This window comes from Paenibacillus silvestris, assembly GCF_009882985.1.
Lineage (GTDB): Bacteria > Bacillota > Bacilli > Paenibacillales > NBRC-103111 > Paenibacillus_E > Paenibacillus_E silvestris.
In genome coordinates this window covers 338,668-364,054 of sequence record NZ_WTUZ01000010.1, presented here as the reverse complement: position 1 = coordinate 364,054, position 25,387 = coordinate 338,668, and the positions used below count along the sequence as shown (strand labels likewise).

26 protein-coding genes are annotated in these 25,387 nt (G+C 43.5%); 19 read left to right on the top strand and 7 right to left on the bottom strand.

Annotated elements, in window-relative coordinates; translation table 11 throughout:
• Positions 1-142 precede the first annotated feature (142 nt).
• The 5 genes from GQF01_RS05035 (at position 143) to GQF01_RS05015 (ending at position 4,568) form a co-directional block, all read left to right on the top strand.
• Entirely contained in the window at positions 143-1,162 is a 1,020-nt protein-coding gene (locus GQF01_RS05035) for an ABC transporter ATP-binding protein (protein WP_161405761.1), read from the top strand.
• A complete protein-coding gene (locus tag GQF01_RS05030) occupies positions 1,137-1,940 on the top strand; it encodes an ABC transporter permease (protein ID WP_235958963.1) in 804 nt (267 codons plus the stop codon). The genes GQF01_RS05035 and GQF01_RS05030 overlap by 26 nt, the downstream gene beginning before the upstream one ends.
• Positions 1,924-2,769, top strand: a complete 846-nt coding sequence (locus GQF01_RS05025) for an ABC transporter permease (RefSeq protein ID WP_202556087.1) — start codon at positions 1,924-1,926, stop codon at positions 2,767-2,769. The genes GQF01_RS05030 and GQF01_RS05025 overlap by 17 nt, the downstream gene beginning before the upstream one ends.
• Positions 2,770-2,846: 77 nt before the next feature.
• Positions 2,847-3,437, top strand: a complete 591-nt coding sequence (locus GQF01_RS36230) for a DUF3892 domain-containing protein (RefSeq protein WP_235958955.1) — start codon at positions 2,847-2,849, stop codon at positions 3,435-3,437.
• 216 nt (positions 3,438-3,653) lie between these two features.
• Positions 3,654-4,568, top strand: coding sequence for an RNA polymerase sigma-70 factor (locus GQF01_RS05015; RefSeq protein WP_235958946.1), 915 nt, complete (start codon positions 3,654-3,656; stop codon positions 4,566-4,568).
• Positions 4,569-4,620: 52 nt separating this feature from the next.
• On the opposite strand, the gene GQF01_RS05010 is transcribed toward GQF01_RS05015, so the two are convergent.
• The 3 genes from GQF01_RS05010 to GQF01_RS05000 are packed head-to-tail and all read right to left on the bottom strand — an operon-like array spanning position 4,621 to position 8,344.
• The gene (locus GQF01_RS05010; RefSeq protein WP_161405759.1) at positions 4,621-5,715 is read right to left on the bottom strand and encodes a GerAB/ArcD/ProY family transporter; all 1,095 of its coding nucleotides are present in this window, start codon (positions 5,713-5,715) and stop codon (positions 4,621-4,623) included.
• Between the two features lie 11 nt (positions 5,716-5,726).
• Positions 5,727-6,899 carry a Ger(x)C family spore germination protein gene (locus GQF01_RS05005; protein ID WP_161405758.1) on the bottom strand — a complete coding sequence of 391 codons (1,173 nt, stop codon included), beginning with the start codon at positions 6,897-6,899 and terminating at the stop codon, positions 5,727-5,729.
• The gene (locus GQF01_RS05000) at positions 6,896-8,344 is read right to left on the bottom strand and encodes a spore germination protein (RefSeq protein ID WP_161405757.1); all 1,449 of its coding nucleotides are present in this window, start codon (positions 8,342-8,344) and stop codon (positions 6,896-6,898) included. The genes GQF01_RS05005 and GQF01_RS05000 overlap by 4 nt, the downstream gene beginning before the upstream one ends.
• 211 nt (positions 8,345-8,555) lie before the next feature.
• On the opposite strand from GQF01_RS05000, the gene GQF01_RS36225 reads away from it, so the two are divergent.
• The 7 genes from GQF01_RS36225 to GQF01_RS04970 all read left to right on the top strand — a co-directional run bounded on the left by GQF01_RS36225 (position 8,556) and on the right by GQF01_RS04970 (position 14,725).
• Positions 8,556-8,831: a hypothetical protein gene (locus GQF01_RS36225; RefSeq protein ID WP_235958943.1), complete on the top strand. Its 276-nt coding sequence runs from the start codon at positions 8,556-8,558 to the stop codon at positions 8,829-8,831.
• Positions 8,832-8,891: 60 nt separating this feature from the next.
• On the top strand, positions 8,892-9,371 hold the full coding sequence (locus GQF01_RS04995; RefSeq protein ID WP_161405756.1) for a carboxymuconolactone decarboxylase family protein: 480 nt from the start codon (positions 8,892-8,894) through the stop codon (positions 9,369-9,371).
• Positions 9,372-9,462: 91 nt separating this feature from the next.
• The gene (locus tag GQF01_RS04990) at positions 9,463-10,209 is read left to right on the top strand and encodes an SDR family oxidoreductase (RefSeq protein ID WP_161405755.1); all 747 of its coding nucleotides are present in this window, start codon (positions 9,463-9,465) and stop codon (positions 10,207-10,209) included.
• Positions 10,210-10,364: 155 nt separating this feature from the next.
• On the top strand, positions 10,365-11,684 hold the full coding sequence (locus tag GQF01_RS04985; RefSeq protein ID WP_161405754.1) for an FAD-dependent oxidoreductase: 1,320 nt from the start codon (positions 10,365-10,367) through the stop codon (positions 11,682-11,684).
• Positions 11,685-11,952: 268 nt separating this feature from the next.
• The gene (locus GQF01_RS04980) at positions 11,953-12,702 is read left to right on the top strand and encodes an SDR family oxidoreductase (protein WP_161405753.1); all 750 of its coding nucleotides are present in this window, start codon (positions 11,953-11,955) and stop codon (positions 12,700-12,702) included.
• A 190-nt stretch (positions 12,703-12,892) separates the two neighbouring features.
• Entirely contained in the window at positions 12,893-13,888 is a 996-nt protein-coding gene (locus tag GQF01_RS04975) for an oxidoreductase (protein WP_202556085.1), read from the top strand.
• A gap of 174 nt (positions 13,889-14,062) precedes the next feature.
• Positions 14,063-14,725, top strand: coding sequence for a succinate dehydrogenase cytochrome b558 subunit (locus GQF01_RS04970; RefSeq protein ID WP_161405752.1), 663 nt, complete (start codon positions 14,063-14,065; stop codon positions 14,723-14,725).
• Positions 14,726-15,176: 451 nt separating this feature from the next.
• Here the strand turns inward: GQF01_RS04970 and GQF01_RS04965 are convergent, their stop codons facing one another.
• A complete protein-coding gene (locus GQF01_RS04965) occupies positions 15,177-15,398 on the bottom strand; it encodes a PLDc N-terminal domain-containing protein (protein ID WP_407945389.1) in 222 nt (73 codons plus the stop codon).
• 150 nt (positions 15,399-15,548) lie between these two features.
• Between GQF01_RS04965 and GQF01_RS04960 the strand changes: the two genes are divergently transcribed.
• The gene (locus GQF01_RS04960; protein ID WP_161405750.1) at positions 15,549-16,049 is read left to right on the top strand and encodes a hypothetical protein; all 501 of its coding nucleotides are present in this window, start codon (positions 15,549-15,551) and stop codon (positions 16,047-16,049) included.
• Positions 16,050-16,062: 13 nt separating this feature from the next.
• Here GQF01_RS04960 and GQF01_RS04955 read toward each other — a convergent pair whose 3' ends face one another.
• Complete coding sequence (locus GQF01_RS04955) at positions 16,063-16,668, bottom strand: TetR/AcrR family transcriptional regulator (protein ID WP_235958940.1); 606 nt, start codon at positions 16,666-16,668, stop codon at positions 16,063-16,065.
• A gap of 331 nt (positions 16,669-16,999) precedes the next feature.
• Between GQF01_RS04955 and GQF01_RS04950 the strand changes: the two genes are divergently transcribed.
• The 6 genes from GQF01_RS04950 (at position 17,000) to GQF01_RS04925 (ending at position 23,068) form a co-directional block, all read left to right on the top strand.
• Entirely contained in the window at positions 17,000-17,470 is a 471-nt protein-coding gene (locus GQF01_RS04950; protein ID WP_161405748.1) for a cupin domain-containing protein, read from the top strand.
• Between the two features lie 195 nt (positions 17,471-17,665).
• Positions 17,666-18,415 (top strand): hypothetical protein, encoded by a 750-nt coding sequence (locus GQF01_RS04945; protein ID WP_161405747.1) that lies wholly within the window; start codon positions 17,666-17,668, stop codon positions 18,413-18,415.
• Positions 18,416-18,657: 242 nt separating this feature from the next.
• Entirely contained in the window at positions 18,658-19,401 is a 744-nt protein-coding gene (locus GQF01_RS04940; protein ID WP_161405746.1) for an SDR family NAD(P)-dependent oxidoreductase, read from the top strand.
• A gap of 45 nt (positions 19,402-19,446) precedes the next feature.
• A complete protein-coding gene (gene wrbA, locus GQF01_RS04935; protein ID WP_161405745.1) occupies positions 19,447-20,130 on the top strand; it encodes an NAD(P)H:quinone oxidoreductase in 684 nt (227 codons plus the stop codon).
• Positions 20,131-20,306: 176 nt separating this feature from the next.
• A complete protein-coding gene (locus GQF01_RS04930) occupies positions 20,307-21,899 on the top strand; it encodes a spore germination protein (protein WP_161405744.1) in 1,593 nt (530 codons plus the stop codon).
• Positions 21,896-23,068 (top strand): Ger(x)C family spore germination protein, encoded by a 1,173-nt coding sequence (locus tag GQF01_RS04925; protein ID WP_161405743.1) that lies wholly within the window; start codon positions 21,896-21,898, stop codon positions 23,066-23,068. Before GQF01_RS04930 ends, GQF01_RS04925 begins: the two co-directional genes overlap by 4 nt.
• 215 nt (positions 23,069-23,283) lie before the next feature.
• Here the strand turns inward: GQF01_RS04925 and GQF01_RS04920 are convergent, their stop codons facing one another.
• Together GQF01_RS04920 and GQF01_RS04915 are read right to left on the bottom strand one after the other, a co-directional pair.
• Positions 23,284-24,384: a GerAB/ArcD/ProY family transporter gene (locus GQF01_RS04920; protein ID WP_161405742.1), complete on the bottom strand. Its 1,101-nt coding sequence runs from the start codon at positions 24,382-24,384 to the stop codon at positions 23,284-23,286.
• A 117-nt stretch (positions 24,385-24,501) separates the two neighbouring features.
• Positions 24,502-25,371, bottom strand: coding sequence for a LysR family transcriptional regulator (locus tag GQF01_RS04915; protein WP_161405741.1), 870 nt, complete (start codon positions 25,369-25,371; stop codon positions 24,502-24,504).
• Positions 25,372-25,387 lie beyond the last annotated feature (16 nt).

Here is a 25,387-nt window from a genome sequence, read left to right as displayed (position 1 = left end):
GGATGGCGAACCAAGCGAAGCCGACACGGATGAAGTCGTGTTACACCGTAAGGGATAAAAGACCTTCGGAAAGTTCCGCCTGCATAGGCGAAACTGACCGAAGGTCTTTTTTGCTGCAGTGTGAGAAAGGACGGTGGAGCTGATGGAGTCGATTCGCGTTGAGCAGTTAGGGAAGTCATTTCGGATGAAGAAGAAAGAAGAAGGATTCATTGGCAGTGTTAGGGCGCTCGTTAGACCGCAATACACGGAGAAAGTAGCCGTTGAAGGCGTTACCTTCTCTGCTGTCCAAGGAGAAACGCTAGCCTTCCTCGGTCCAAACGGAGCGGGCAAGTCAACGACGATCAAGATGCTGACAGGGATCTTGCATCCATCCACTGGAGAAGCGGAAGTGTTAGGCTGTTGTCCCTGGAAGGAGCGAAACAAGCTTAGCTACCAGATCGGTTCCGTTTTCGGCCAGAAATCGCAGCTCTGGTATCACTTGCCGCCGATCGATACCTTCGAGCTGATGAGTCGTATTTATGAGCTGCGGCGAAGTGATTATATCAAGCGGCGTGACGATCTCATCGAGCGATTCGAGCTGGGGCCTTACTTGCACACAACAGTTCGCAAGTTGTCGCTAGGCGAGAGGATGCGATGTGAAATCGCGGCTTCCTTACTGCATCGTCCCCAGGTTTTATTCTTGGATGAACCGACTATCGGCTTAGACGTTGTTGTGAAGCAGCGTATCCGAGAGCTTATTCTGGAGCTGAAGCGAGAAGAAGGAACAACGATCTTTCTGACGTCGCATGATGCGGGTGACATTGAGCGATTATGCGATAGAGCCATTGTGATTAATCATGGACGTATCGTGTTCGATAATCGCGTTCAAGTGATGAAGCAGCGCTTCATGACCCACAAGACCGTACGTCTTGTGCTTGAGGATGAACCAGGCGAGATGAATCTCGAGGGTGTGACTGTGCTCGAGAAGAACGGTACGGGACTCTCTTTATCGGTGGATACAGGGCTAACGACGATTGAAACTGCCTTGTCGCAGATTATGGCGGCTCACCGCATAGTTGATGTCACCGTAGAAGATCCGCCTATGGAGGATATTATCACTCGTATGTATGGGGACTATGGCAAGGGAGGGATGGAACTTGAACTCCTGGAGCAAATCGGTTAAATATGTGTTTATCGGCAAAATCACGCTGCGCAATCAATTTGCGTATGTCGCAGACTTTCTCATCCGTTCATTATTCCTGCTTTTGATCCTGTATATCTTCCTTCAGTTGTGGCAGACGACATTCCATGGTGAAGGAACAGAAACGATTGCTGGCTACAGTTTCAAACAAATTATGTGGTATCTGGTCGTTACCGAATCCATGATTCTGGCTAGTCCCAGCTTGTGCACGCGGGTGGAAGAAGAAGTGAAAAGCGGCGATATTGTGTTTAAATTCGTTCGCCCGGTTAATTTTGTCGTGTTCCATTATGTCGAGTACATGAGTGAAGCAGCGATACGGTTTATAGTAAACGGCATACTTGGTACCATTTTGGGACTGTTGATCATTGGCACACCGCATTTTGGTTATGGCTTGTTATGGCTTCCGCTCATTGCGCTTTGCGGTTTCACCATCAATTTCTTGTTGAATATGGTATTAGCGCTTTGCGCTTTCTGGGTGGAAGAGACTCGGGGACTGGAATTTGTGTACAACAAATTTCTATTTACCATTGGCGGCATGCTGATGCCACTAGAGCTATTCCCTGATGCACTGCAGCAGGTAGGACGCTGGCTCCCTTTCCAAACGATTGTGTATCTCCCAGCCAAAACAACGGTTGCTTTCGAAGCCTCGAAGCTGGCAGGAGCCATTACAACTCAGCTTATTTGGATGCTAGTGATTGGTGTTATCGTCTTCCTCGTATATCGGAAAGGAGTGACAAAGCTCAATGTTAACGGTGGATAGTAGCAGTTTGAGAGCAATCAGTGAATATGGTCAGCCTGGGAAGATCAAGCGAATGCTTCGATTCGTGTGGGAGTGCTGGAAGCTCAATTTGGCGGGAGCCATGGAATTCCGCTTGAGCTTTCTGCTTACAGCCGGCATGATGATCATCAATAATGTGGTTTGGATCGTATTTTGGGGTATTTATTTCAGCCGATTTCATGTATTGAATGGATGGGGACTGCAGGATGTGATGATGCTGTGGGCCATTGCAGCAGGAGGTTTCGGGGTGATGGCCACATTCTTTGGCAATGCGAGCCGGATATCGAATCTGATTGCAACAGGGCAGCTTGATATCTATTTAACTCAGCCAAAGCCTGTGCTGCTGCATGTCCTCATTAGCCGCATGTCGGTTAGTGCCATAGGTGACGTCTTATTCGCACTTATGATTTATATTGCTTTCGGTGATAAATCGGGTCTTGGATTTTTAAAATTTGCACTCGCGATGGTATTGTCAACGTTGATATTTTTATTTTTCACGGTCATTGTAAACTGCCTGGCATTCTGGTTAGGCAATACGGAAGGGCTTAGTTTTCAGTTGTATAATGCACTCCTAACTTTTACGACATATCCAACCAGCATTTTTAAAGGTCTAGGTAAAGTAGTTCTATTCACCGTGCTGCCAGCAGGATTTATTAGCTACTTGCCGATTGGTTTGTTGCGCGAAGCTGACTTGCTGTTTATTGTAGCTGCCATTGGTATCACTCTAATACTTTGCATTGGTGCAATAACCCTTTTCTATGGAGGGCTCAGAAAGTACTCTTCTGGCAATATGATGGGACTGAGGCGGTAAAAGGCATAGGATAGGCACGAGTGGCGCATGCTAATTAGGTGGCAGACATATTACGTAAAACAAAGGAGTCGATAGGAATGTCAAGACGCCGGCGCGGTCCCGTACCGAATCCGAATATGCAAAGCCAACCTAACGGTATGATGCAGTCATCTTTTCAACCAACACCATCATATCAGCCAAACGTGCAACAAAACTTGATGCCGCAAGCGCGCAACGATCAATCACAGTACCAGACTTATCAAGGCGGAATGCCAGTTCCCGGTTCTTCCGGCGATATGGGTGCCCCTTATGGTCAACGAAACACGGGTATCAATCATGCGGATGCACGCAATGTTGGGTTCCAAGGTGGGTACACAGGTTATGGACCGAATGGTCAGCCTACACAATATGGAACGTTCATGCGAGATGGGACGCAGTATGGGGCAGGACCTCATACCATTGATCCGAATAAGGCGATTATTCAAGCCGTTCATTATGGTGATGGCGCCATTAGCAGCGTACAATTTCAAGATGGCAGAGTCGTGGATATTGCGAATGCGATAGCGATGACGGAAGCTGGATTAATTGAAGATGTGAACACTGGGCGAAATCGAGAAGGGGAGAAGACGCTAAGGTCTTATCCGGATGGAGATCCAAGCAACAACTTATCGAATTTACCACGGTTCTAAAAGGGATGGCATCAAGCAGTTTGCTCTCGAGCAAGCTGCTTTTCATTTTTTCAAGATTTTATTAGAAAAAAATCTCATGAGGTGTCACATCATGTTATTGCCAGTTGTCTTAACAGTGGATGGTTCTTGACCGTTTTTGATATCGAATGGTTTATTTGGATTTGTTTCATAATACTTAGAACAGATTGAATTCTAAATCAAAGAGAAGAGGCTATTATGCAAAGTTATACCATGGACCCACAGATTAATAACATCGAAGATTTGTATATAACCTATAAATCTCATTTATTTTCAATTGCTTACCGGATGCTTGGTTCTAGCTCTGATGCTGAGGATATGGTTCAAGATTTGTTCATCGGCATGCATGGCTATCTGAATGAAAATATTAATAATATGAAGTCGTACTTAAGCAAAATGATGATCAATCGGTGCCTGAACGAACTAAAATCTGCCCGTAAGAAACGAATAAGCTACGTCGGAAATTGGCTTCCAGAACCATTGGTACAATTAACCGAAGAAAGCCCGCTTGATAGCATTGAGCGTCAGGATACGATTTCCTATGCCTTTCTTGTTCTTATGGAAAAGCTTACGCCATTGGAACGAGCCGTGTTTATTTTAAGAGAAGCTTTTGCTTATGAACATAGTGAAATTGCCGAAATGTTTAATAAAACGGAAGTTAATTGCCGTAAAATTTACAGCCGGGTTAAGAAGAAAGTAGATTTATCTACGGAAAAAAATGACTACTTAATGATGCATCCCGCTCAGGAACAGGAACTGGTGACGCGATTTATCTCGGCAATTTCCAATGGCAATGTTCAATCCCTCGTGGACTTATTAACCGAGGATGTCATCCTGATTGCGGATGGCGGAGGAAAAGTGTCGGCTGCGGCTGTACCTGTTTACTTGAGAGAACGTGTGCTTAAAATATTGCAGGCGCTCTCGTCAAAATTCCCTGAGACTAAGGCCCAACTCGTTGAGGTCAATGATCAGCAGGGGATATTGTTAACAAAAGACGGCGTGCCATCTGGCGTCATTTCTTTTGAGTGGGATGCCTATAAGATGGCTGTACAGCGAATTTTCATTGTTTTGAATCCAGATAAGTTGAAACATTTGTCACCGTTATCCAAATAAATATAAATAAACTCCGAAACCTTGCTAGAAGCGGGCTTCGGAGTTTTCTCTATTATGCGGAAACTTTACGTCGTTTCTTAATCGTGCCAATCAGCCATAAGGTTAAAGGAATGGCAATGTAGACGAACGGGTAAAAAATGCTAATCAGAAACTTGTTCTTGAGCGTATAGGAAATCTGGATATTGTAAGAGCTATAGACGATAAACGATAGTAAAATTAACGCGACGCCACAAGCAATATATTTCCAATTCTTAATGCCCGTCCACTCCGACAAACCGTAACTTAGAATGAATAGGCAGACCGCTAATTTAACAAAAGCTCCAAATACCCATAATGGAATGTAAAGCGCATCGATATTCTGAATGAAATTGAGGATGGATACAAATTTGGTGAGTGAATACACAGGAACCACCAGATGAGCAGCAACGTCTGGGCCTGTAACGAATAAAAGAGCAAGAGCAGCTAAAACACCCCATATCATCGAAACGGCCGTTCCCCAAAGAATCGCTCGTGCGGCTGTTTTCTTATTTTCAGTGAAAAAAAACAGCATAAGTATAATCGATGGATCAACCATGTAGCTATACGAAGAAAAAGTGCCTTTTAGAATTTGCTGCCAACCTGAATCCGAATAAATAGGTAATACTCGAGTTATATCCATGTCCTGAGGATTTAGAAATAGCTGAATAAACAAAGTGAAGACGAAGATGGGGCCTATGACCTCTGCACAGCGGCTGATGGTTGTAAGGCCCCCTCTGAAAACGGCATAAGTAGAGAGAGATAACATAAACAATAAAATGATGATCATAGGAGTGTTGTGCATCAAAACTAGATTCATGAATTCGGCATTCCCTTTGGCGATCGTTGACATTTGCAAGAACCAAAGCAAAAAGTATACGGTGACGATTATTTTCCCAATAATAGTGCCTAAAAGGTCTTTCATGAAGACTACTAACGTCTTGTCCTTATTTTGCATACAAACACGGAGCATCACCCAAGTACTTGCCATCATTACCAATCCTCCAAGCAGGATGGAAATCCAACAATCCTGCCGAGCATGTTCCGCGGCTAGATGGATAGGAAGGTAAGAAACGACGATGATGGAAGAGATACATACGAGCCAAAACATTTGATAACCGCTTACTTTCATGTTCTCACCTCTTACAGTCCTCGTTTTACTTGCCCCCCGGTCGCACCGATGGATTTAAGCTGGATGTTCACTTGGATTGTCACCTTGATTTGCTTAAAGTTTTCATCCCAATCCTCTTTATTCAATCGCCACCATGTTGGATATTTATGATGTAAGTAAGCGCCGATGCCGAAAACGTCAGTGCCCCAATTCTGAACTTTATTCAAAGTAAGCTGTAAATCCTCTCTGACTTGCTCATTCAGTTGGTTCTGTACTTCAAGCATGTTGTCTAGTTCTGACATGTCGAGTTGGGTCGTGTTCTCAAGTAAATAAGCTTGTGCCCTCACCTTTACTAAGACATCCTTAGGCGTATTGCCGCTCGTCGATGTAATTTCGCGCTTATGATGAGTCAATCTGAAAGATAGGTTTCCATTCCCATCCTTCCATGGAATCGTCAACTCTCGCATCCCATCTTTACCAGACATCCAAGCTGATCTGCTGCCCTCCGTATCATCCAATATGCCACCTATTTTAAGTTTTTTGTTCAAGACAGCATAACCAGATAGTGCGGCCAATTGATCTTTTCTATTTTTGTTCGCTTGCGTATTGTTTATTTGAAGAACTGGAACGATCGTTCGATGTTCCTGAGCAACACTATCGATAATGAATTGCCGTGTAGAGTAGTTCTTCAAACCATTGATATGGAGTTCTTTTCCGGCAGCTATACTAGAGAGATGTTCCAATGGATGCTTCGTCATCAGGAATTCTTTGGCGTTTGTCCCTCTAACCATGATAGTGATATCTCTTTGATTGTTTGCAGGATCCCTTCCAAGTTTATCAAATAAATTGCCCACATCGTTCTTACTGAAAAATTCTTCGCTGATCGCAACCACAATGCGATGACTCGTCAGTAATCTCCTTGACATCTGTCTTTGTATTTTTTGATTGGCCTCTAGCACATCCCTACCTTTTGCCGACATGACGAGGAAACTGTCCGAATCTGCCGATCCGCCTCCTTTGGAGGAACCATTCATTTGAGAAGGAATGGCGATTTGGTGGCTAATTTCGATGTTGCCATTCTCGACATGATCAATTGCAGTTCCCATTACGAAAGCCAATTGATTGGGTTCTACAAAATCGGTGCAGCCTGATGCGAACAGAATAAGGAGGAGGGAGGAGCATATGACGATGACAGCGCGGATCATGTTTGGCGCCCTTTCTTATTTTGAGCGTTCTTAAACCGATAAGGATAACGGACAATGACATCTTTAAACCTTTTGGCATCAAACGGTGCGAGCGGGCTCAAAAATGGCGTTCCAAAGGATTCAAGTGTTACCAGATGAATCAGCAAAAAGATAATGCCAAAAGCGAAACCGACAAAGCCGAGCCAACCGGTTATGAACAGCAAGAGGTAGCGTATGAAGCGGAAGGGGAGTGTGGCACTATACCTCGGAATGGTGTACGCCGCGACACCCGTCAAGGAAATAACGATGATAATCGGCGTAGAAATAATACCGGCTTCAACGGCCGCTTGTCCGATTACCAACGCACCAATAATACTGACGACAGGTCCGAGTTGATTGGGCAGGTGAACGCCAGCTTCTTGTAAGCCGTCGAAAATAAACATCATAAGGAATACTTCGATGACGGTCGGAAACGGACTGTTCTCTCTTGCCGTTGCAATTCCAATCATGAGGGAGCTTGGGACCATTTCCGGATGAAACGTCGACAAGGCGACATAGATAGCTGGTAATGTAAATGAAACGAACGTCAAAATATATCTGATTATACGTGTCAGAAAAACAAAAATGAACCTCTCGAAATAGTCGTCAGCCGATTGAAGACCTGACCAAAGTGTTACCGGGAGTATTAGGGCAAACGGAGTTCCATTTGTTAAGAGCGTTATCTTTCCCTCAAGTAGACTTGCTGCCACGATGTCGGGCCGTTCGGTATTCTGAATTTGTGAGAAGATGGAGAAGGAATTATTCTCAAGACACTCCTCGAGGTAAGCGGAATCGAGCACGCCTTCCAGCTTAATTGAACTCAGCTTATCTCTAATCTCAGCCAATACTTTCTCGTCCGCCAGTTCCTTCAAATAAGTAACGACAACCTCAGTCTGCGTATAAGTCCCAACCGTAAAAGACTCCATCTTTAGACGAGAGTGAACAATTCTTCGCCGAATCAACGTCGTATTCGTTCGAATATTCTCGACGAATCCTTCCTTAGATCCCCGTAGAGTCGCTTCTTTCTTTGGCTCTTGGATACCTCTGGTCTCGTATCCTTGCACTTGTGCAATTAGCGCGGTTGCCGCATCATCTACCAATATTGCTAAACTGCCTTGCAGGATATGCTGGACAAGATTTTCTAGCGTACAATCCGTCTTGACGTCCGTCAAAGGAATCCATTCCTGGCTAAACATGCCTGCAAGGGACTGAATCCGATCCATTCCTTGCGGTAGACCGCTGAAAATCAGCGGTTTCAGAACGTTATCCTCGATACTTTGCAGGCGAGTCATGCCATCTATGTATACAAGTAGAAGTTTCGTTTCATCTTTTAACTGAAAGGAACGTATAACGACATCCGAGCAATCACTGAACTGTTCTCTAAGATAGGCTTCATTGACTTCGATTTTCCTGCTAATTTCGTTCATCGAGGATCACCCCCGTGCATAATAGTCGTTGGATATTATTAACAAAGAGTTAATTCCTTATGCAGAATGTACTTAGAATTTAAGGCATTCCATAGTAGTCATCATCGGACGGCTTGTTTGTCACACTTAGTGAATGCCAATTGTCTTCATTATGTAAAACCAAACAGGAAGGAGTGATGACGAGGTGAGTCCCAGCCATTGTCCGGTTTGCTTGTTAGGCGTTGTTGAAACAATTGGATATGTCGAGTTAATAGAAGGTCCACTTGAGTTTAAAACCGGACGAGTTCCTCCATCCAATACATCGGTTATCACGATTTGGAAGTGCAATAACGAAATATGCAACCATGTTGGCATGGGAACAGATCAGGGATCCCTGACTCAAGGTAAAAAATTATTGCGTGAACTGATCGTATCGCTGCAAAAAAGAAGTCAATCCGCCTCACAATCTCAAATTAAAGAGACCCACATAAACGATGTCACACATTGAAGTCGCCAATTGTCTTTATAGTGTTATGAAAAAAAACAACAAACAGTGGAGGTACACAAAATGACACAACGTATAAATTACATGCAACAGTCACCGGAATTTACTAAGAAAATGATGGATTTCAGCAACGCAGAGAAGGAAAGCGCCATTGAAGAGCAGATTCTACATCTGGTTCACATCAGAGCTTCACAAATGAATGGATGTGGATTCTGCGTGGATATGCACGTCAAACAAGCTAAGATCCATGGTGAAAGCGAGCTTCGACTTTATCACTTGCCAATTTGGCGGGAATCCACGTTATTCGCACCGCGTGAACGCGCTGCATTGGCATGGACTGAGATTTTAACCAAGCTGCCTGAACATGGCGTGCCTGATGAAGTCTATGACCGAGTTCGCGGCCAATTTTCAGAAAAAGAGCTTTCAGATTTAAGCTTCTCGATCATGGCGATCAATGCATGGAACCGAATTAACGTTGGTTTCAGAACAGTTCCAGGATCGGCAGACGCTGCATTTGGTTTAGCGAAAGCTGGACTTAAGTAAAAATTAACTTAACTCAATTATTAAATGTATGTACAACCCATCATTGTACCCATCTATCAAATTTGAGTCATAAAACTAGGAGGATATTATTATGAAAATTGTTGTAATTGGCGGTAGCGGACTTATTGGGAAAAAACTTGTAAACAACCTGCGTGAGCTTGGTCATAATGTGGTGGCGGCGTCACCTTCCTTAGGCATCAACTCCGTTACTGGCGAGGGCTTGGCTGAAGCGATTAGCGGCGCAGAAGTTGTCGTTGACGTTTCCAATGCACCATCATGGGAAGATCAAGCCGTGCTCGATTTCTTTGAAACGTCAACTCGTAATCTTCTTGAGGCTGAAGCCGCTGCTGGCGTGAAACATCACGTTGCATTATCCGTTGTTGGTACGGATGGCCTGCTTGAAAGTGGTTATTTCCGCGCGAAGATGGCGCAAGAAGAGATGATTAAGGCATCCAAAGTTCCTTATACAATCGTTCGTGCAACTCAGTTCTTCGAGTTCGTCGAAAGCATTGCCCAATTCTCCACGGAAGGGCAAACGGTTCGTATGCCGTCTGCGTATATCCAACCGATTGTTTCCGATGATGTTGCTGCCGCGCTTGCGGACTATGTCGCTGAAGCCCCAGTGAATGGCATTGTTGATTTAGCTGGACCAGAGCGCATGGGTCTGAACGAACTGGTTCGTCGATTCCTTACCGCGAAGAAAGACGCGAGAGAACTAATTACAGACGAAAATTCACGCTACTATGGCGTGTTGTTGAAGCAGCACTCTCTAGTCCCACTGGGCGAGGCGCGTATCACTGCAACGCGTTTTGAAGATTGGCTACAAGCTTCGAATTAATCTGCATAACCTCTGTAAGAGGAGAACCGCTTGTTGGCGGTTCTCTTTTTTTTCCCTTTAAATAGATTCTTCGATTATGTCACGAATGGTTGTCGCCAGTTGCCTTATAAGTGTCAATCCGAAACGCTCATCCCATACACCAGGAGGATACCCGAATGAAAATAGCGATTATTGGCGGTGGATTAGCTGGATTAACAGCTGCGGCTTACTTAACTGAGAATCCACATGTAGAAGGAACATTATTCGAACGCAGTCCACAATTAGGTGGTCGAGCTTTTACTTATGAGAAAAATGGATTTACATTGAACTATGGCGCACATACGATCTATGGCATCGACCGTCATACATTGTCGTCCATGGAACACGAATTGCGCCTGACCTTTTCCTCTAAGCAAGTTGATAAACGCAAAGTCGTTTATTCGAAACATAATCATCTAACAACCGCACCTATTGATGCTATTAATCTTTTAAGAACAGATCTTTTAAGTACCATGCAGAAAGTAAGATTTGTCGGCGAGATAACGGCGATTATTGCTAATATTCATAACTTAAAAAACTACAACACCTTGGGTGAGTATCTAGAAGCGTCCAACGCGGATGATGATGTGAAAGAGTTATGGGAGCACTTGGTTTGTTCTAATTTCTTCATTGCTCCTGAAGATGCGCGCCATGTATCCGGGGCGGTGATTAGTGAGTATTATCACAATCTCTTCCTATCATCCAAACCTGTCAATTATGTGCTAGGAAGTTGGTCTGTTATTACCAATCAATTGAAAGAGAAGATAACTAGTTCTGAACATTGGGAAATTGCTATGCAGGAAAGTGTAGAAGAGCTCCAGTTTGAGGATCAGAAATTTATTCTGCAAACCAAAAATCGTCGGCAAGCCTTCGATAAAGTTATTTTTGCCATGCCGGTTCAACACGTTATCAAATTTCTCAAAGGCACAGCCTGGGAGCCGTTCCTTGCACCTTATGAATCCAATACGGCAACTGAAGTCATGATTTACGATGTTGGATTAAGCCGAATTGTTGCTAGACCTTTCACTTATATTAGCGACATGGATAACAAAATATTTATCAGCGATGTGTCCGCAACGGATCATACACTTGTTCCTGAGGGTGGGCAGTTGCTGCAGGGAATCGCATATTTGAAAGATCATTATGATAGCGAAGAGCAGCGCAAAGCCTACTTGGATGACAAGAACACACAGATGGAAGCTCTCTTCGATCAGCATTATCCAGGTTGGCGTGAAGTTACCGCGGTGAAACGCGTTTCCAAGAAAGCAATGGTCTCCAGCGTCAAAAATGTTACGACAAATACGTTATTACCCACTCGTATAGATCATGTTCCTTTCTATTTTTGCGGAGATGGCTGTGAGGGGAAAGGTGAGCTTGCAGAACGTGCTTTCTCAAGCGCTAGAAGTGTCGCGTTATCGATTGTTAATGAAATTCAAGAAGCTTTACAAACGGTCTGATAGAATCTGGCAATAGAAAAGAGAAAAGAGAAAAGAGAAAAGAGAAAAGAGATGTCACACATCGAAGCTACCAATTGTCTTTATAGTGTAAAGAAAATAAGTGAGATAATTACACTGAGGGGTATATAAAAATGACACAACGTAAAAATTATATGCAGCAATCCTCAGAGCTTAACGGGTTCATTCATTAAGGCAGGAAGATATTTCGTGTACGGACAACTCATCCCATATTTGAAAATTTGAGTCATAAAACTAGGAGGAAATAAAGATGAAAATTGTAGTAATTGGCGGTAGTGGACTTATCGGGAAAAAACTTGTAAACAATCTGCGTGAACTTGGTCATAATGTGGTGGCAGCGTCACCTTCCTTAGGCATCAACTCCGTTACTGGTGAGGGATTGGGTGAAGCGATCAGCGGCGCGGAAGTTGTCGTTGATGTTTCTAACGCACCATCTTGGGAAGATCAAGCCGTACTCGATTTCTTTGAAACGTCAACTCGTAATCTTCTTGAAGCTGAGGCTGCTGCTGGCGTGAAACATCACGTTGCGCTCTCCGTCGTTGGTACGGATGGCCTCCTTGAGAGTGGTTATTTCCGCGCGAAGATGGCACAAGAAGAAATGATTAAAGCATCTAAAGTTCCTTATACAATCGTTCGTGCAACTCAGTTCTTCGAGTTCGTCGAAAGCATTGCTCAATTCTCCACGGAAGGACAAACCGTTCGTATGCCGTCTGCGTTTATCCAACCAATTGTTTCCGATGATGTTGCTGCCGCGCTTGCGGATTATGCAGTTGAAGCCCCAGTGAATAGCATTGTTGATTTAGCTGGACCAGAACGCATGGGTCTTGACGAACTCGTTCGTCGATTCCTAGTTGCCAAAAAGGACACAAGACAGCTAATCACTGACGAAAATTCACGCTACTATGGCGTATTGTTGAATCAACATTCCCTCGTTCCACTCGGCGAGGCACGCATCACTACAACGCGTTTCGAGGATTGGTTGAAGCGCACTTCGAACTAAGAGGAATAGCAGCAAATGAAAGGAGGCCCGCAGCTTGCGGGTCTTCTTTTTTGTGCCTCCTAAATCGGAACCAGAATTTATGAATCAATTTGAATTGACATCGAGTATACTCCAGGTACTATTCTTGGAACTAAGCGAAGGAGTTTACAGCCTGCTGCTTACAATTTTATTACCATGGAGGAAACTACAGATGCAGAAGAAAATGAACGAATTAACGATACAAGCTCCTATTCAATCAGGATTTGGTCCTAGAACGACGGCGCTGGAGGCGCTAGGGGGAGAAGATTTGAGCGGCAAAGTCGCTATTGTGACAGGAGGTTACTCAGGTCTAGGTCTAGAGACCGTACGCGTACTTGCAGAAGCTGGGGCAACGGTTATCGTACCCGCACGGACGCCAGAGAAGGCTAAGGATGCAGTTGCCTATATTCCTGGTGTGGAATTAGAATCTTTGGATCTTCTAGATCCTGCTTCTATTGATGCTTTCGCAAATCGCTTCCTTGCTACCAATCGTCCCTTGCATATTCTTATCGATAGCGCGGGGATCATGGCATCGCCGCTTGCGCGTGATGCAAGAGGATATGAAGCTCAGTTTGCAACAAATCATTTGGGGCATTTCCAACTTGCAGCAAGATTATGGCCCGCTTTAATTAAAGATGAGGGAGCTAGAGTCGTATCGGTGTCATCGCGTGGTCATGCAATTAGCGGCATTGACTTCAATGATCCACTTTTTGAAACTCGTGATTATGAAAAATGGACAGCCTATGGACAATCCAAAACAGCCAATGCTTTGTTTGCAGTCGAGCTGGATAAGCGCGGTAAATCCTATGGTGTTCGTGCTTTTTCCGTTCATCCAGGATCGATTGTAACTGATTTGTCTCGCAATTTATCCGATGATGAAATGCGTGCGATGGGTGCGCTGGACGAGCAAGGACAGCGAGTCTTTAGCGAGTATAACGATGAGTTGAAAAATATTTCTGAAGGTGCAGCTACCATTGTCTGGTGTGCAGTGAACAAGCAATTAGAAGGCAAGGGTGGCGTCTATTGCGAGAATGTAGACATTGCGCAAGCTGTGCCCGCGGATAACCCTCGGGGACCAGGAGTTAAGCCTTGGGCGACGAATCCAGAGTTCGCGGAGCAGCTTTGGCACCTTAGTGAAAAGCTGACTGGTATCAAGTTTCCGGTATAGGTAAAAAAAAGACCGTTCTCTGGTTTTCGAACCAAGAGAACGGTCTTTTTTGTCACAGAATGACACCCTCAATTGTCTTATTTATGTCTAGACCGTATAACTTTGCTCGATCTGCAACCAATCTGCAACCATACGAGTACAGATCGGGAATAAATCATCTTAGAGAGGTGTCACATGAAAGGAAATTCCTATTACTGGCGAAAACTGCATTCATTACTCGGGGTGATTCCCCTCGGAGGCTTCATTCTAGTCCATGTCTTGATTAACTTTCAATCATTCGAGCGCGGACCGGAAGGATTCATGAACGGTGTGCATTTGGTCAACAGCCTGCCCCTTAAACCTTTGCTTGAAATCTTTGGAATCTACATTCCCATCCTGTTCCATGGTGTTTATGGCCTGTATATGGCTTATCAATCCAATCTTAACCCTGGCAAATACGCATACAGTCGCAACTTGGCGTTTACCCTTCAACGGATAACTGGGGTAATTACGTTTATTTTCGTTTTCTGGCATTTCTTTAATACGCGGCTTCAAGTTTACTTAGGGACGATTACTCATGATGACCTTGGTTCAACGATGCATCAAATTGCCACGAATCCCATCTATTTCGTTCTTTACGTCATCGGGGTGTTGTCTGCCGTATTCCATTTCAGCAATGGCTTATGGGCTTTCATGATTAGTTGGGGAATTACGGTTTCACCACGCTCACAAAAAGTTTCCTCTAAAATTTGTATGGGGGTATTCGTCCTTGTTTCACTGCTGTTCCTTCTTTCACTCATAGCCTTCAGGGGCGATGAATTTCAAGGCACAGCTAGTCTTGTTTTAGCTTTACTGTAAGCTGAAAAAAAGACGAGGGGGAACTGCAGGCCGTTATTCCGCTTAAAAAGCACATACTCCACCAGTTGGAGGAACTACGATCCGCTATTTTGCCGGTTTCACAGGAAAAACATGCTGCGGAGGCTGGATAAGGCCCTGGAGTTCCGCTCTGAGAGGAGAAAGCTCACTTTCCTCGAAATAGAGGACTCCAGTTCCCTCTAGTAGAGCTTTAGCGGGAGCTCGCTAGTAATTTGTTTCTGTCTGATGAGTTGGAAGTTGGCTGTAATGTGAATTGTTAGATAAGATGGGTGTGGGATTAGTAAAGTAGCTAACGCTGAACCTGACGGAGATTGATCCGTCAGGTTCTTTTGGCTTGTGGGAACTACAGCCGTTATTTCTTTGAAAAGATACATAGTCCACCAGTTGGAGGAACTATGGTTCGCTATTTCATCGCTTTTACAGGAAAGTTAAATTAATCATTGCGAATAATGAGATAAACGATCAATCCGATGAGTGGAAAAAATAACATAACTAATAGTACGATGATTGCAAATTCTGTGCTTTTGCCTCTCCTGACACAATCCCGATACGCCCATACGCATAATACGATGTGTGCCAAAAATAACGCAAAGGAGATAAAGATGAAAAACAATATAAATCCTGAACCGAGTGCAAAACTAGCGTTACTTGACAAGTTGCCGCCTCCTTGTTTCGAGTTCATACTTTATACGATATCGGGGTAAGGAAATGCTCAGTTTATGAATTTTTAATATGTGGTTTAGATCCAGTTTATCTCAATTTATTATCTTATTGTTATAACTATTACAGGGGAGGCTATAGGATAATGAAATTGATAAACATGACGCAGAAGAAGTGGCTACTCAGCTTGCACATTCTATTTTCAGCCATTATGCTCGGTACAAGTGTAACATTTCTTATTTTGAGTATAACGGCAGTGAGTTCCAATGATTCAGGATTAATACTTTCCTGCTATAAGGCCATGCATGTTTTGTCCACAACTTCTGTAAGAGCCTCATTTATTGGGACAATAGTGACAGGACTTCTATTATCCGTATGGACTCATTGGGGCTTGGTGAAATATTACTGGATCATTGCGAAAGAAATACTTAGTTTAATTGCACTTATCCTAGGACCGATCGGCATGTACATATGGACGCTTCAAGGAATTACGCTGATAACTGAGGTGGGAGCCGGGGCAGCAAATCAAGGGGCTATGGTAAATAACACGATCTCGTTGTTCATTGGCATAGGTCTACAAATTATTTCGTTAGTTGCCATGTTTCTGCTTTCCGTTTTTAAACCTTGGGGGAAGCGAGCAAGATAGGCTCGCCGCTATTTCACGATCGAATTAATAGCTCTTTGGTCACATAAGCAAGTAAAAGATTTTTAACTGTTTCAATTTGTGCATTATCGATGAATAACCGATCTAGCAGAATACCGCCTTCAATGGTAGCCATAATTAGAGCTGCAGTCTTGTTTGGATCAATGTCTGGATTAAGCTCTTTATTATCGATCCCGGCAGTAATTTCGTTTGATAGGAATATTATTAATGTCTGCATAGCGGTTTGCGCTCTTTCCAAAAGCTTGGGCGATTGTCCATCATCAGCTTCCGTACTCGTATTCATGATCGGGCATCCTCCAGGAATCGCGGGATTCTGAGCGAGAGTAAAATAAGCATGGATAAAAGACTTAAGTCGCTCAATTGAAGATGATTCTACGCTAACTGCCTCATAGAGATATTGCTGAAGTGTACGAAAGCAGTGGTCAAAAGCTAGAAGTGACAACTCCTCTTTATCCTTAAAGTGATTATATATGCCACCTTTTTGCACACCTGATGCTTTCACAATTTCGGAAAGAGGCGTAGAGACGAATCCATGTTGATTCATCAAAATAGCGGTTTGTTCGATAATATGTTTTTTGGTTTTCTCGCCTTTATTCATCATGAGCACCACCTCATTTTGTAGGTCTCATTAAAAAAGACAGACCGTTCATTTTATTATACGTTATGTAGACTAAATGTCAACTTCGACTCAGCTGGAGATGAAATATTTCATGTATTTAATGGTAAATATGTAATAATATCTATCCGATATTGAATGGTTACCTTCCATATATAGTTTGAAAAAAAATGTAACAAATTAATTAATTCAGCACGATTTTCGTTAGATCCTGCCATTTGACGAATACTCGTAAACCCAGTTATATTGTGAAGCGAGCGAACGAGGCAAACTCGATTCACTTAAATACAGCAAATATTGAGGAGCCTTATCTCTTATGAGTGCAGACAACAGAATACAGCGTGCGGCAATTAAGCAAAGCAAAAATTTAGAATGGTTTAACACAATGCCAGGGGAACAAATGGCGATACGAATCCATAGCAGTCAGGTTGGCGGAGCAGTGACCGTCATGGAAGCACGAGTGCCAGCCTTAAGCGGTCCGCCGAAGCATTTCCATAAGGATCGGGAAGAAATCTTCGAAGTCCTAGAAGGAACGTTCCGTTTCACTTGTGGCGAAGATGAATTTGATGTGACACCAGGAACAAGTGTTGTCGTACCCCGCGGACTTCCGCATTCATGGGCGAATGTCGGTTCTGAGACGGCACGTATTTTATTTACATTCGCTCCAGGTGGAATTGATGAGTTTTTCGTCAAAATAGGGAGTACGCCACCTGAAGGTTGGCGAGAACTATCAGAACGTTATGACACATGGATTGTCGGGCCTCCATTATTAGTCTCACAAGACTGAAAAAAAGACCGATTGGTATAAAATGATTCTTTACCGATTATTCTTATTATGTTAAGGTTAATTAGAAGGTGGAGGAATGGGATGACTAGATCCTAAAAGAGTCCACTCATTTTTTTGGATATTTGAGAATGATTATTCTCATTAAATAGAAAGAACCGGCAAAAACAATCAGCATTTAAAAAGGAGAATGAAACCATGACTAATACACAAAATAACAATTCGAATGACTTGCTTGAGCTCGTACTCGAGGCAGCAGGTGGACTTAAACGCTGGTCGACTATGAAAACACTTACCGCAAAGCTTGCGGCAAGTGGCCCATTCTGGGAACTCAAAGGGTATCCAAACACTTTCTTGGAAGAAACATTGGTAGCCGACGTTCAACGTCAACATACGATGTTTAGCCCTTGGATCGATCCAGATCATAAATTGATCTTTGATGTTGAACCTGAACGTGTCACTCTGCAGGATGCCGATGGCCTAACTGTAGACAGTCGTACGAACCCACGTGGCTCATACGAAGGATACGATATGTTCACGCCTTGGGACAAGCTGCAAGTCGGTTATTTCCTTAGCTATGCGATGTGGAATTACCTTACAACACCGTATCTATTCACATTCCCAGGTGTCGAGACTCGCGAGATTGAACCTTGGGAGGAAGATGGTCAGACATGGCGCAGACTGCATGTGACTTTCCCTAAATCCATCGCTACCCATACTGCAGAACAGACTTTCTATTATGACGAGAAAGGCATGCTTCGTAGGATGGACTACGCGGTGGATGTGAACGGTGATGCAGTCATAGCTCACTACATCGAGGAGTACAAAACCTTTGATGGCATAGTGTTCCCTACCCGCCGTCTTGTCTATCCTCGTAACCCAGACGGAACGGCTGATCGCAGCTTTATCCCGATTATTATTGATATTCATGATATCACGGTAGCTTAAATAAGGTTTGTTAAGATGAAGATCCTTCCCTATAAGTGGAGGGTCTTTTTGATGTATAACAGTAACAGCTATCTGAAAATGAGATGTCCAGTATCTGATTTTCGTATTATACAAGATAGAAGATTCGTTGTAAGATACATGAGCGGACCGAGAAACAAGAAAGTTCAATAGCGTCTAAAAAGGACGCATTTTTTTAAAAAAATTAACTACCTTTTAATAGGTAGAAACGGAGAGTGGAGAGAATGAGTAATCAAAGAAAAGTGGTCGTAATTACAGGTGGAAGCAGCGGAATTGGGAAAGCAGCAGCCATTGAACTAGTAAAAAGAGGAGCAAGCGTGGTCATCAATGGCCGTCGTGAGCAAGAGTTAGTTAAAGCTGCAAATGAAATCGATCCGACAGGTACGCATGTCGCTTATGTTGCTGGTGATATTTCAGACCCCAAAGTAGCTGAACGTTTAATTGGTGAAGGACTTTCGCGTTTTGGACGTATTGACACTCTGATTAATAATGCTGGGATTTTTATTGCAAAACCATTCACCGAATATACGGAAGAAGAATTTGCATCCATACTTTCTGTCAATGTCGCAGGATTCTTCCACCTCACGCAACGTGCTTTAAACGAGATGTTGAAAGAAGGTTCAGGCCATATTATCAACATTACAGCGAGTGGGTTCATCGAGCAGCCAATTAAAGCCATTCCAGCTCTACTGCCCGCGTTGACCAAAGGTGGCTTGAACGCGGCAACGAAATCGCTAGCTATTGAGTATGCAGACAAGGGTATCCGCGTAAACGCTGTTGCACCAGGAATTACAAAAACGCCAATGCATCCTGTTGAGACTCATGATTTTCTTTCTAAACTGCACCCTATGGGCCGGATGGGTGAAATGCAAGAAATTGTTGATGCCATTGTATATTTGGATTCAGCAAATTTCGTTACTGGTGAAATCCTTCACGTCGATGGCGGTCAAAACGCGGGTCAGTGGTAAGCAAATCTAAATAAGCGAGTCCGTGGATAGGATCGAACATAAAATATGAAGTTTGGAGCGATATCTGTGAATATTTTCAAAAAAATATTTAATAAGGAGTCTACGCAAGTGACAACATCCAAAGTGAATTTGGCAGTTATTTATTACAGTTCGAATGGTACCAATTATCAATTAGCGCAATGGGCCGCTGAAGGAGGACTTCAAGCAGGTGCAGAGGTCAAAGTTCTGAAAGTACCAGAAACTGCGCCACAATCCGTTATTGATAGCAGTCCGCCTTGGAAAGCTCATCTTGAGGAAACCAAGCATGTTCCTACCGTGTCTTTGGCAGACCTAGAGTGGGCAGACGCGATCATCTTTAGTATGCCCACAAGATTCGGTAATCTACCAGCTCAAATGAAACAGTTCATCGATACGACAGGAGGACTTTGGGCACAAGGGAAAACAGTGAATAAAGTCGTGAGTGCCATGACTTCCGCTCAAAATCCGAATGCAGGACAAGAACAAACGATTCTTCAATTATATACCTCCATGTACCATTGGGGAGCGATTGTGGCTGCGCCAGGCTTCACGGATCCTTCGGTCTTTGTTGCAGGTGGTAATCCGTACGGGACAAGCGTAACCGTTGATCAAAATGGAGCGATTAAGGAAGACGCGCGCGCTGCTGCCCAGCACCAAGCAAAACGCGCTGTGTCCGTTGCTAAATGGGTAAAAGCCGGTTTAGAACAATAAAATAGAAAAGTCATAGTCTATTAATAATCCCAGTGCCGTCTTGGCACTGGGATTATGTGCGTTATTACCAACGGATAACAAGGATGTAGAGGCGAAGATGACCATTCAGCTTAGAATATTTTTGGTGGAAAAATGGGAAATTAGATCTATCCGTGTTTTCTGTAGGAGGCTGTTCAGTGAAATGGTTTAGGAAATGGATGCGCACGAAACCTGGGTATCCAATTATACCTGAGGAACTTCAAACGGAAGATGTAGAGAATCTCGGATTAACCAAGGATTTAGAGCACAACGAATTGATTCTTAAACGTATATTCCACAACAGCTCTGATATCGTATTCCGTAAAGTTCAAAAGGCTGGACAAAATCATTGGCTTATCATCTACTTTACAACTCTTGTGGATGAAGAGTTGATTAATGATCATATTTTGAAACCAATGATCACTACATCTGAAAAACAGGAAGATATCTTAAAGACCGAATGGCTCGACGATCAGAGTATCTCAATAGGTGTGACGAGTGTTACATCCCAGATTACTGACCTAGTAAAACAAGTGCTAAATGGTCATGCAGCTGTGCTAACCATAGAGAATTGCGATGCGATGATGGTCAAAGTCAGTGCTAAATCACAACGAAGCCTAGACGAACCATCATCTGAACCTGTAATTCGCGGCCCTCGGGTTGGATTTATCGAGAATATTTCACAAAATATCGGGTTAATTCGCTCCTTAATTAAAACTTCAAGATTAAAGATGGAATCTTTTACAATTGGGGAGCTTTCACAGACTGAAGTTGTTATTACTTATATTGAGGGAATAGCTTCCGAAGCAGTCATTGAAGAAGTTCGAGAGAGGGTATCTCGGATCAAAATTGACGGAATTCTTGATTCAGGGTATGTGGAGGAATTTATTGAGGATAGTCCGTACTCCCCTTTTCCACTCGTGCATAGTACAGAGCGACCAGATGTTGTTGCTGCAGAGCTATTGGAAGGGAAAGTAGCTATTCTTGTCAATGCATCTCCATTTGTACTAATTGTTCCTATGAACTTCTGGACTGGCCTTCAGGCAAGTGAGGATTACTACATTCGCTGGCCGATTGCTACTTTTGTAAGGTGGATTCGATTCCTTTTCATCAGTATCGCGATCTTTGCTCCTCCTTTATATGTAGCCATTACGACCTTTAATCAAGAAATGATTCCAACTAATCTGGTGCTGAGCATTGCCTCCTCAAGAGAGCCTGTCCCTTTCCCTGCTGTGATCGAAGCTTTTTTAATGGAAATTATATTCGAAGCGTTACGGGAAGCGGGAATTCGATTACCCAAACAAATTGGGCAAGCGATTAGCATTGTTGGGGCTTTGGTTATCGGTCAAGCGGCAGTGCTGGCGGGGATCATTTCCGCACCAGTTGTTATCATTGTATCCATCACGGGGATAGCCGCGTTTACGATTCCTCGGTATAGCTTCGCCAACGGAATTCGATTACTACGATTCCCAATGCTGCTCTTGGCTGGTACGCTTGGGCTGTATGGCATTGTGCTTGGACTAATGGCTATCGTGTTACATATCGCGTCGCTTCGTTCGTTCGGCATCCCTTATTTCACTCCGGCAGCCCCAACGACTTTCTCGGAATTAAAAGATGTCTTCATCCGTGCACCTATATGGGCGAAAACTCGTCGGCCTGCGGCAACAGGATCTAACAATTTGGTACGTGAACCAGCAGGTCAGAAGCCAAGCCCGGAAAATGGCGAGAAAGGGAAGGGAGCTTCAGAATGAAACCATTCCTTTGCATCGGTTTATTATTCCTTGTATTGATCACAAGTGGTTGTTGGGATCGTACGGAAATTAATGATCTTGCGTTTATTATGGGAACAGCATTTGACATAACCGATGATGGGGAATATATCTTATCCCATCAAATTGCGGTGCCTTCTTCTGCTCAGGGAGGGCCAGGCAGTGGGGGAAGTAACAAAGAGAAGTTTTTTGTGATATCTGCGGTTGGTAAAAACATTAATGAGGCGTTCTACCGGCTTCAGAAAAAGAGTTCGCGCAGGCTGTTTACCGCACATCGAGTTGTTATTTATATCGGTGAAAAGTTATCCAAACACGGGATTGAAGACATTCTGGATATATACACACATGATTCGAAACAACGATTAAAAACGTACATGATGGTTGTGAAAGGCGGAGAAGGCCGGGACATTCTGAAAGTAAAATATCCCTTCGAACAAGTACCCAGCGAAGCCATTAAAGAAATGGAAGCTTTAAAAAGCGAACTGGCGATTACATTGCGAGACTTTTTTCTAGCATCGTCAGGTGAAGGAATCGCTCCTGTACTCGGAGTCATCATGGCGGATGGAATAACAGAAGGATTAAAAGAAGACCATATTTTTAAGCTGGCTGGATCAGCCATATTTAAGGATTTCAAATTAGCCGGTTTTCTAGATGAGAATGAAACTAATGGATTTCTATGGGCGACAGATCGCATGCAGTATGGCAGCTTGAATGCCAGTTTGCCAGATAATGGGGGGATGGTCGGATTTATTCTGGCAAAGACCGATCGTATTGTTACCCCACAGATAAGTGGCGATAAGATCAAATTTAGAATAGTGATATACGCAGAAGGGAATATTTGGGAAAATAATACAAATTTAGATATTCGTATACCTGAGAATCTTAAACTTGTGCAGACGGCCTTAGAGAAATCGGTTGAAGAACAAGTCAAGGATACGATATCCAAAATCCAGAAGCAGTACAAAGTAGATAGCGTGGGTTTCGGGCGAGAAATTTACCGTGATAAGCCGAAGCAATGGAAGATGTTGAAAGAGCAATGGGACTCTAAGTTTCAGGATATAGACGTTTCGATTAAAGTTAATATAAATATTTTAGGCAGCGGTATGGCAGGCCCTCCTTTATATTTGGAGAAAAAGGAGATCATAAAATGATTACCCAAATCATCGTATTTGTATGTTCAATACTCATATGGTCATTCATCAGAATCCGATCTATGCTAGGTAGGCAAAAAAATAGGGAAGCAGCCGTTTTTGGAAGTATACTTGGCGTATCAGCAATAGCTGGTTCGTTATTACTAGCGCGGGTAAACATCCCAAGCATGATTGTCCCGTTCAAGATGATGTTTGAACCTTTCGGAAAAATGCTTTTAATGCAATGAACGGGTCACTTTTCGTTTGATCGTGTCAATCATGAGAAGCAGCAAGGGGATTAGGCTTTGTGTGATAAACCCTATGCTTGGGTAAATGAAAGTAAGATACGTTTGAAGCTCCGCGCTATTTTTGAGAACCCAAACCGAACCAACAAGGGTTAAAAGAGTTAGCGGAGCAACGATATCACGATAATTTCGGATGCCGAAAATTTGGCTAATACTAAGAGCCAAGATGAACAGCGTCACTGAAACTTTCGAAAAGCTGCCAATGACCCATATCATGACCGTGATTGCTTCTAGACGTTCAAATGAACCTTCAATACCAATATATTGCATGACACTTAAATATGAATAGTTGAGTTGACCTGTTAGGGAACCGAGGACCAAAAGCGTAGAAAAAACAATAATAAAAATAAAAATGAAAATGGCTAAAAGCGCAAACAAGGAGACCTTGAGCGCTTTTTTGGGTTGATTCAAATAAGGAAGAAGCCATCCTAAAATAAACAGTTGATTCATAAAGGCTCCTCCCGGTAGGATAGCTCCTTGTAAGACCGGCAGTATGCCGTCTCCTAGAATTGGTTTTAGGAGTGCGGGATCTGCGGCACCGATCGTTAGAACTAAGAGTGGAACTAGAAAACACAATTTCAGTGGTGTAAGAAACTCAGAACATCTTCCGATGACCTCAATTCCCATATAAACGGCTAGACCGCAAAGGATCAATAACGTCAGACTTCCCACAATGGACGGACTTCTGGGTAATAGCAGCGCTTTAATGAAAAAGGTGTGCTGTTTGGTCATAATCGAAAGCGACATAAACCAAAAATAAATGTAATAGAGTCCTAAACATCTTCCTAACCATTTTCCAAGGATTTTCTGACTATATTCGATAATGGTCAAACCTGGATAACGTTTCGCGAGTAAGGTCATAACCCATATGCTTAATAAACCCGTTGACATAGCAGGAAACACCGATAACCACGCATCTTGTTTGGCGTACATGGCCATCAGTCCGGGCAGTGTTAAAACAACGGTGGAAGCGACAAAAGAGAATAGTAAAATACCTAATTGATTACTCGAGATTTTTTCTGTACTTTGCATCGTTACACTCCCTCTCCTAACCTCACAGAGGTTGCTCCAAGTATTGACTTATCGCTATTCATTTATACGTTTGGGGAACGTACGAGAGGGGAGGATATCCGATATTTGAGTCATCCTTTAGTTGAAGTGAGCACGCATTGCGGATAGGAAAGCTGACAAGGCAGGTGTGATTAAAGCGTCCCTGCGTCTGATGAAGACCGTTGTAACAATGGCATGCTTGCCTGGAATCGCATGGGTGCGGATTCGTCCTTGTTCTTCTGGTTCGGCTGCGATCGTCTTGGGCAGAAGCGAAATGCCTAAACCTGCGCCGACACAGCCGATAATCGTTTCAGGAGAACCGAAGTCCATCAGTTTAACAGGAATTAGTCCTTCTTCTTTGAGCAGCAGATTTAATTTTGCTCGGTAGGCACAGCCGCTGCGTAAGACAAGAAGCGGGCGATCCTGCACATCATGGACGGATTGGATGGGCGGGTGGGACGCCGAGGTGACTAGTACCAGTTCTTCATCAATGACTTTTTCCTGAATCAGATCAGGATGTTCCACGGGACCTGCTACAAACGCTCCGTTAATCTCATAATGAAGCACGGCATGGAGATGCTGCTCGGTAGGTCCCGTTGTTAAAGTGAAATCGACCGCAGGAAACTCCGTATGATATTTGGTGAGCAGCATGGGTAGCCGAGCGGAGGCAGTTGTTTCCATTGAGCCTATATGTAGGGGTCCCGCAGGCTCGGAGGAGTCTCCAACGGCAAGGCGGGCTTCCTGAATGACATGCAATATTTTCTCCGCATAAGAAACAAGAATTTGCCCGGAAGGCGTTAACGTTATGCCTCGATTGTGACGATAGAAGAGCTGTGTCTGCAAATCAGCCTCCAGCTGTTGTATCTTATGTGTGACGTTGGATTGAGCAAAATTTAATTTATTTGCCGCTTTGGAAATGCTGCCTTCGTGCGCTGTGGTAAAAAACACTTTGAGTAATTGAATATCCATGTAGACCTCCTGATTG